The following is a 6,854-nucleotide window of genomic DNA, read 5'->3' on the forward strand; positions in this document are numbered from 1 at the left end:
CATGAGCGAAACCGCCGAAAGCCGCCCGCCGCGCATCGACTGCGTGCTGATCTGCGGCGGGGTCTGGCACGACATGGACTTCGCCCGGCTCGAACTGCTCAAGCTGCTGGCCGAGGATCCTTCGGTGCGCACCCGCGTGTTCGAGGACTACGAGAACCTCGACGCCATCCGCGCCGCCCAGGTGCTGATCACGTATACCTGCGACGTCACGCCCTCGCTTGCGGCGCAGGAGGTGCTGCGGGACTGGCTCTCGGCGGGAGGCCGCTGGTACGCGCTTCATGGCACCAATTCGGTGCTGCGCCTGCTGGAAAATGGGCTCTGGGATGCGCCGCGCTGGGCGCCTCTGTTCATGGACCTGCTGGGCAGCCAGTTCGTCAGTCACCCGCCAATCGCGCCCTACACCGTGACGGTGGCCGATCCCGGCCATCCCCTGGTTCAGGGCATCGAGCCGTTCGACACGACCGACGAACTCTACCACATGGAGCGGCACGGAGAGCTGCACGTCCTGCTCGAAACCGAGTGCGGCGAGGAAGGCACCGGCTTCGTCGAGGCAGCCCAGGCCCGGGGCACGCATCCGGTCCTGTACATCAAGCGGCACGGCAAGGGTGGGGTGCTCTACAACACGCTTGGCCATTGCCGGGGGCATTACGATCTCCAGCCCATGCTGGACTGGTGGCCCACCGTGGACCGCTGCGCGTGGGACTTGCCGGTGTTTTACGAACTGCTGCGCCGGGGTATCGCCTGGACCAAACAGCGCGAGGGATAGCTCTAAGTTATTGGATGGCGGTATTTTTCCGAGTCATCAGGTGATTTCGCCTGATCGGAAATGCTCCAAGCGGTGAAGCGAGAGCAGGGCGACTGGCGGCCTGCTCTCGCTCTTGCCGGGGCAAGCTGATAGAGCGGCCGGCATGAAGCTATCGCCGCACGACCCCCTGGACCTGATGGATGCTACCGAAGAACCCGATTTCGTGGTCGTCGACGTCGAGACGGCCTGTGCGCGGGTCAGCAGCATCTGCCAGATCGGCATCGTCGGCTTTCGGCAGGGGCGCGAGGTCTTTGCCTATGAAACGCTCGTCGATCCCTGCGACGAATTTTCCACCTTCAACATCCGCATCCACGGCATCTCGCCCGAGCATGTCGCCGGCAAGCCCTGCTTCGGAGACATACATTCGGTCGTCGCCGGCCATCTGACCGGCCGGATCACCGTTGCGCACTCCGGGTTCGACAAGGGGGCACTGGCGGCGGCCTGCCGGATCGGGGAACTCGCCGCGATCGAGACGACTTGGCTGGACAGCGTTCGCGTGGCCAAGCGCGCTTGGCCGCAGCTTTCCAGCCACCGGCTCAACGTCCTCTCGCGCCATCTTGGCATCCGGCATCGCCATCACGACGCGCTCAGCGATGCGCGGGCGGCTGGCATGGTGATCGTCCGGGCCATCGAGGAAACCGGGATCGACCTGGAAGGCTGGATGGCCAAGCCGGGCAAAGCGGGCAAGGCGCCTGCCGCCGCCACGGATGGTCCGCTGAAAGGGCAACGCATCGCCATCCTCGGCGAGCCGCGCAACGGTACGCTGGCGCAGTTCCTGGCCGGGGCCGGTGCGCGCATCGTCTCAGGCGTGGGGACCACCACCACCATCCTCGCGATCAGCGCGCGCCAGAGCTATGGCCGCTGGGTGACCGCCGACGCGCAGTACCGCAAGGCCGAGGAACTGCGCGGCGCGGGCGTCCCGGTCGAGATCGTCACCGAGGCGGACCTGCGGGCCCGTATCGCTGGATAGGATGGCGGCTTCAGGCTGATCCCATTTCGCGCCGAACGGCCTCCAGTTCCGCATAGAACCGGGTTCGGATGCCTTGCGAAAAGGGATTGGTCTCTATGGCGTGGCTCACGCCGGGCGCGTCGTGACGCACCATCTCCACCGCCTGGCGGATCAGGTCGAAGCTGCGCGTGGTGATGCGCCCGGGCATTTCGTCCATGCGCAGCAGGGCCTTGGCGATCAGATGGGTGAGACCCTGCGTGAAGGCCGCTTCCCGATCGTGCTCCTCGGGCGAGGCGATCACGATCGACAAGCCGAAGCGGGCGCGCAGGAACGCCGCCAGGCGGGTTGGCCGGGCACCTTGCGCCCGTCCGGAACGCAGTGGGCAGAGCACCATCTTCAGGCCCCGCGTACCCGCCCGAATGCTCTGCGGCCCGAACATCGGATGCGTGGCTATGAGATCGACATGCCGCGGCAATTCGGCGAGCAGAATCTCGGCAGGACGCACTTTGGTGGAACAGACGTCCATTACCAGCGTGCCGGGTTGCAGCATGGGCGCGATCTCGCGGCAGACTGGCGCGAACGCCGATAGCGGCACGGCGATCACCACGATGTCGCAGCGGCAGACCGTGTGGAGATCGGCCATTTCCACGCCGGTCACGGGAGATTGCGCCACAGCGGGATCGTTCGCCAGAACGCGAAACCAGGGCCGCAGATAGCGGGCCGCGAGCTGCCCGAAAGCGCCGTACCCGATGATGCCCAGCGTCAGTTGGCCCTGGGCTTGCTTTTGGGGTTTATTGCTTGCGAACGTCACGAAATCCATGACCGGGGGCCTTCCAGATGGGCTGGCGCAACCTTGGTCTGATCTCGGAAAGTTCAACCGCTGGTCACGCAGCGGTTGAGAACGACAAGATACTCACCGCCGATCAGCGGTAGTAATAGCTTCCAACGAGAATCGGCGAACTTGTCATCGTGACGCAGCTAGGCCGCCCCAGCTCTGCTGTCAAATGGTGCCCTGCGGTCAAATGGCGCGGGAAAGCACCAGGGCCAGCGAACTGCCGTCGCGCATGGTGCGGGCGTCGGTGCCGGTAAGCGGGCCGGCGCGGCTGGGCCGGTGGAAACGGCGCAAGCGCGTGCTGTCGATCCCGCCGATCGCGCTGGCCTTCAGTGTGATCTTGACGCCCGCGAGAGCCGTGGTCTCGACATAGGCGCCCCATTCGTCGCCACTCCGCGCGGTGAGGTATTCATCGACATAGTAGACGTCGTAACGCTCTGAAACCGTGTAGTTCACCCCCCAGGATGTGCGCAGGCGAGGAAGGTCGTGGCGAAACTCCCCGGTCAGGGCGCGCGGGGCAAGATCGTCTATCCGGCGATCGCGACCGGTGATGGGGTCGCGCAACCTGGTCTTGCGCCAGGTGCCGTCCAGTGTCAGCCGGGCACCCGGCAGTATCGCGGAAAGCGGCAGGCTTCCCTGCGCGGTCACGCCCCATTGAACGGCATTGCCCACCGTTCCCAGCGCCTGATCTCCGGATGGTAGCAGGATGTAGCCCAGCATGCCCTGATGGCGCTGGTGAAAGGCCTCCACCGCGATCGCCCCGCCGCTTCCCCAGCGATGGTCGAGCCTCAGCAGGGCACGACTGATCCGCGCCGGACGCAGACCCGCATTGCCGCCCAGGGGGCGTCCGTCCGCCTGGTCCACCGATGCGGCGAAATCGCTGAAGTCCAACTGGTCTACCGTGCGGCGCCAACCCAGGCGCAGCTGGGTGGATTTTCCCGGCGACCATACCAGCGCGCCCGAGGGCTTGAGATAGGAAAGGCTCTGGCTCTGGTTGCTCTCGCCCGTGACGCGGATGCGCGAGAATTCCACCGCAAGGCCGGTCTCCGCCTCCAGATTGCGCGCAAGGCGCAGGTTGGCGTTGGCGAAAGCTTCGCCGCGCATTTCGGCCACGCGTGTGTCGGCATTGGTGAGGTCCACCGGTACCAGTCCCGAACCGTCGGATTGGTCCGCGTCTTCGCCATAGGCGAGCCGGCTACCGAGCCGGTTGTAGGCCAGTTCCATGCCGAATTCGGGCCGCAGGGCATGGCCGCCCTCGCGCGAGACGGTGGCTCTGGCCACCAGTTCCAGCGGCTTCAGGCTTTGCTCCGAGAGGCTCCGGAACAGGCCCTGGCGATAGTCCTCGTCCTGCGATGCACGTTCGATCCGGGCGAGTCCGACCAGCTTGGTGGACCAGTCGTTGCCGAGCGGCCGCGTCCAGTCGGTGCCCAGTTCGGCGCTGGACGAGGATTCCGAATAGTCGATCAGGCGCTCTGCCGCCGGTGCTCCGGCTTCATCGCTTTCGCTGACGGCGATCTTGCGCTGTGAGGTGTATTCATCGTGGTTCAGCCGCAGGTTCAAGGTCAGGGTGCCGCCTGCGAAGGGACGCGAGGCCGAGGCGGTGAGGCCGTACTCGGGCGCTTTGGCCCGGATCGCTTCCTTGCGGAATTCTTCCAGCGTGCCGTCTGCGCCGCGCGTGCGATAGTCGGCATCGGTGACGAAGCGCTCGGATGCGCCGGAAAGTTCGAGGCTGGCCTGCCAGGCGCCGATACGGCGGGAATGGCTGATCCGGGCGGTCGGCGAAATGCGGCCATCCTCGGTGCGCGCCAGTTCCAGCATGGCATTGCCCGAACCCGTGGCATCGGCCTTGCGGATGACGTTGGCGACCAGCGTCTGCCCTTGCGCCTCGGCCGCCTCGCTGCCGCGCAGCAGGACGATCCGGTCCACCTGGCGCGCGCCGATGCGACGCAGCACTTCGGTGATGCCGCCTGCCTTCACGGTGGGCCGCTGCCCGTCGATCAGCACATTGCCCGCCGCGCCACCGAAGCCGCGCACCGCGCTGCCTTCCGAAAGCAGGAAGCCGGGCGTGCGTTCCAGCATGTCCAGCGCGGTTTGCGGTTGAAATGCGTCATAGAAGGCAGCGGGATAGACCGGGTCCGGCCCGGTCGGCACGACAGGTACGGAGCGCTGGCCTTCAGGACCGGGGAGCGCCACTTGCGCCTCTGCGGACCCGGCCGTGACGGCCAGGCTGGTCAGCATCCATCGTATCGTCGTCATTCGCCCATTCCGGAAGTTCGGATGGAGAACCGTCTTCGCCCACCCCCTTGGGCTTCTTTTGATGATATTAAGACCTATTAGCAATACGAACAAAAGGCCCGGAATGCGATTTTATAGAGAAAACAGGGGAGTATCTGTCTGAAGGGGCGACGATCGCGCGCGAGCAGGCAGGAAACTGGTCCTGAGGAAAAGTCGCGCCGGTACGAACGCTCCGGGGACGGTTCCCCGGAGCGCCCGACAGTTCAATTGAGCGACGCCGCCGAAGGCGTGGCATTTCCCGTCTGCACTTGGGCGACCAACGGCCGGGGCTGCGAAACGCGGCTGTGGGGCGGCACGCTGTGGGTCAGCCAGACGTTGCCGCCGATTTCGGAACCCTTACCGATGGTGACGCGCCCCAGGATCGTGGCGGCGGCATAGATCACCACGTCGTCCTCGACGATGGGATGGCGCGGCTGCGCCCGAACGAGAGCACCGGAGCTTTCCGAGGTGAAGTCCTTCGCGCCTAGGGTTACCCCTTGGTAAAGGCGTACATTGTCACCCACGATGGCGGTTTCGCCCACCACGACGCCGGTGCCGTGATCGATGAAGAAGCCGCGCCCGATCGTGGCGCCGGGGTGGATGTCGATTCCGGTGCTGCCGTGGGCGATTTCCGAGAGGATGCGGGCTACCAGCGGGGCGCCAAGCCGGTGCAGCGCATGCGCCAGCCGGTGATGGATGATCGCCAGCAGTCCGGGGTAGCAGATCAGCACTTCGTCCAGGCTGCGCGCCGCAGGATCGCCGCGATAGGCCGCGTCTATGTCAAGGTCAAGCAAGCGCCGGATCTCCGGCAACTGGCGGGAGAACGACAGGACGATGGCGTTGGCCTGCTCCTCCACCTCGTGCTTCCGCTCGGCCGTATAGTGCAGTTCCAGCCGTACTTGCGCCTGTAGCCGGCTGAGGGCGATCTGCAGGGACTGGGTGACGAAAGTCTCTTCGTTGTGCAGGCGCACGAAGTCCGGGCCGAGCCGTAGAGGGAACAGCGCGCCGCAAAGTTCCTCCGCGACTTTCGCCAGCCTTACCCGCGAAGGAAAACCCTCGGTGCCATATTCGGCGTGATGGCTGTTGGTGGTACGCCAGTTGCGCCGGATCTGTCCCAGTTCCCCGACGATACCCTCGACATTCCAGAAATCGTCATCCGTCACGGCGATTTCGGTGCTTTCCGAAGATGTGGTCATCACCGCGCCTCGCTGTGAAGGATCCGGGGGCGGGCGGAACGGTCGGGCTGGATTGGGCGCATGGCCGATTGTGGCGGAGACATCGTTTTTCCTCGTCGATGAGGGATCACGAAGCCTGGCGTTGTCGCCCCAGCATCGCGCGCTTTAGCCGTTGGTAACGCGGAGCAAGCTGCATCCCGATCAAAAGCCGCGTTCCTTTTTATTCAGGCAGAGGCGCGCGAGGTCAAGCAAACCGGCCCGGAATGGAGATAGAAAATCTGACGGTTGCGAAAGGCCAGTTTGGACGAAGAAAAAGCCGCTCCCGGTAAAAGAGCGGCTTTTTTCGTGATCGTCATCCCGGACTTGATCCGGGATCGCTGTCGGCCTTGAGGCGCCAGCCATCGAGCGAGGCGCGGCTTGGCCAGCGGTCCCGGATCAGGTCCGGGACGACGTGTGTGCTATGGCTATTTCAGAAGTCCATCCAGTCGTCGGCGGTGGCGAGGGCCTTCATTGGCTTACGGGCTGCGGCAGGCTGGAACGTCGCCACTGGCGCCGTAGGCACCGCGCGCGGCGTGGCCGGCGCACCGGAGCGCAGGCCTTCGCGGCCGGTGCGGAACATCGCGGCGCGGTCCGACAGCGAGGTGACTTCGCTATTGAGGTTGCGCGCGGCGGCCGAGGTTTCCTCCACCATGGCGGCGTTCTGCTGGGTGGCCTGGTCCATGGTGCCGATCGTCGCGCTGATCTGGGTGATCGTCGAGGACTGCGCCTGGTTGTCGCTGGCGATGTCGCTGAGCAGGGTGTGGACTTCGGTGACGTCGC

5 protein-coding genes and 1 pseudogene are annotated in these 6,854 nt (G+C 65.4%); 2 read left to right on the forward strand and 4 right to left on the reverse strand.

Features of this window, described 5'->3' with window-relative positions:
• The first annotated feature begins 1 nt into the window (after position 1).
• On the forward strand, positions 2-766 hold the full coding sequence (locus tag RT424_RS04010) for a ThuA domain-containing protein (protein ID WP_313434675.1): 765 nt from the start codon (positions 2-4) through the stop codon (positions 764-766).
• Between the two features lie 142 nt (positions 767-908).
• Complete coding sequence (locus RT424_RS04015; RefSeq protein ID WP_313434676.1) at positions 909-1,775, forward strand: 3'-5' exonuclease; 867 nt, start codon at positions 909-911, stop codon at positions 1,773-1,775.
• A gap of 10 nt (positions 1,776-1,785) precedes the next feature.
• On the opposite strand, the gene RT424_RS04020 is transcribed toward RT424_RS04015, so the two are convergent.
• From RT424_RS04020 to RT424_RS04035, 4 genes and pseudogenes are all read right to left on the reverse strand, one after another.
• Positions 1,786-2,574, reverse strand: coding sequence for a prephenate dehydrogenase (locus RT424_RS04020; RefSeq protein WP_313434677.1), 789 nt, complete (start codon positions 2,572-2,574; stop codon positions 1,786-1,788).
• 198 nt (positions 2,575-2,772) lie between these two features.
• Positions 2,773-4,842, reverse strand: a complete 2,070-nt coding sequence (locus RT424_RS04025) for a TonB-dependent receptor domain-containing protein (protein WP_313434678.1) — start codon at positions 4,840-4,842, stop codon at positions 2,773-2,775.
• A gap of 242 nt (positions 4,843-5,084) precedes the next feature.
• Positions 5,085-6,056 (reverse strand): serine O-acetyltransferase EpsC, encoded by a 972-nt coding sequence (gene epsC, locus RT424_RS04030; RefSeq protein WP_313434679.1) that lies wholly within the window; start codon positions 6,054-6,056, stop codon positions 5,085-5,087.
• A 448-nt stretch (positions 6,057-6,504) separates the two neighbouring features.
• Positions 6,505-6,854 (reverse strand): annotated as a pseudogene (locus tag RT424_RS04035) (methyl-accepting chemotaxis protein); the annotation flags it as partial.

The organism is Novosphingobium sp., assembly GCF_032093395.1.
In the GTDB taxonomy this organism is placed as follows: domain Bacteria; phylum Pseudomonadota; class Alphaproteobacteria; order Sphingomonadales; family Sphingomonadaceae; genus Novosphingobium.

What these genes read in the sequence shown, in the direction of transcription:
- RT424_RS04010 (WP_313434675.1), top strand. Translation starts at nt 2, where the DNA reads ATGAGCGAAACCGCCGAAAGCCGCCCGCCGCGCATCGACTGCGTGCTG.
- RT424_RS04015 (WP_313434676.1), top strand. Translation starts at nt 909, where the DNA reads ATGAAGCTATCGCCGCACGACCCCCTGGACCTGATGGATGCTACCGAA.
- RT424_RS04020 (WP_313434677.1), bottom strand. Translation starts at nt 2,574, where the DNA reads ATGGATTTCGTGACGTTCGCAAGCAATAAACCCCAAAAGCAAGCCCAG.
- RT424_RS04025 (WP_313434678.1), bottom strand. Translation starts at nt 4,842, where the DNA reads ATGACGACGATACGATGGATGCTGACCAGCCTGGCCGTCACGGCCGGG.
- epsC (WP_313434679.1), bottom strand. Translation starts at nt 6,056, where the DNA reads ATGACCACATCTTCGGAAAGCACCGAAATCGCCGTGACGGATGACGAT.